Origin of the sequence: Enterobacter cloacae complex sp. IR53041 (genome assembly GCF_049238285.1) — a bacterium.
Taxonomy (GTDB): domain Bacteria; phylum Pseudomonadota; class Gammaproteobacteria; order Enterobacterales; family Enterobacteriaceae; genus Enterobacter; species Enterobacter roggenkampii.
Map to the genome: position 1 here is coordinate 1 of NZ_JBMKHB010000084.1, position 692 is coordinate 692.

The 692-nt window shown below is 46.4% G+C and carries 1 pseudogene; it reads right to left on the reverse strand.

The features are described from left to right. Positions 1–158: 158 nt before the first annotated feature. Positions 159–692: pseudogene (locus ACOTXF_RS23775) on the reverse strand (protein RepA); the annotation flags it as partial.

Here is a 692-nt window from a genome sequence, read left to right on the forward strand (position 1 = left end):
TCGGAAGTGAGCAAACAGGTGTGTTTACAAAGCGGAAACAATATGAGAGGGAATAGATGTGTTTATAAAACGGATGCTGATGCTGTGTTACCGGGAAAACAGCAAACACTCGCAGTCACTGCGGCACATATCCGCTTTACAAACACAGTCAGGCGCTTTTACTCTCCATCTTTTAAGGCTTCAGACATAGCCTTAATGTCTGGCCTAGGCGTGCGACGGGTTATGATTAAGTGCCATTCACCATCCTTTTTAACGACATCGCCATCTAAATAACCGACCGCTTTAAGCTCGTCTATAGCCTTGTTAATCACTCGATTCTGCTGGTTATTGGGTGAGGTAAGCATTAGGCGACGTTTAATACGCGCGAACGATAGTGGTATTGGTCGCTCAGGAAGGCTCTCAATGAAAGTGTATAGGGCCTGTGCTGTCCCTTTGTTCGCAAGTTGCCGGATTATAAACATCTGCAGAAGCACCTGACGGTCGAATTGATAAAGCTCCCAAAGAGACTCATCGGCGGTAAGTTCCATGATGTCGTCTTTTTCGTCCCACTTACCACGACTTAACAGACCAGATACAACACCATTCCGATCCTTTTCTGAGGCAAGCTTGATAGTTGTGCTGCGAAGACGAATAAGAGAGTCGGCCAAGCGCGTTCTGAGTCCTTTATCTTTGTCCTTTGAGCTAAACCCGCA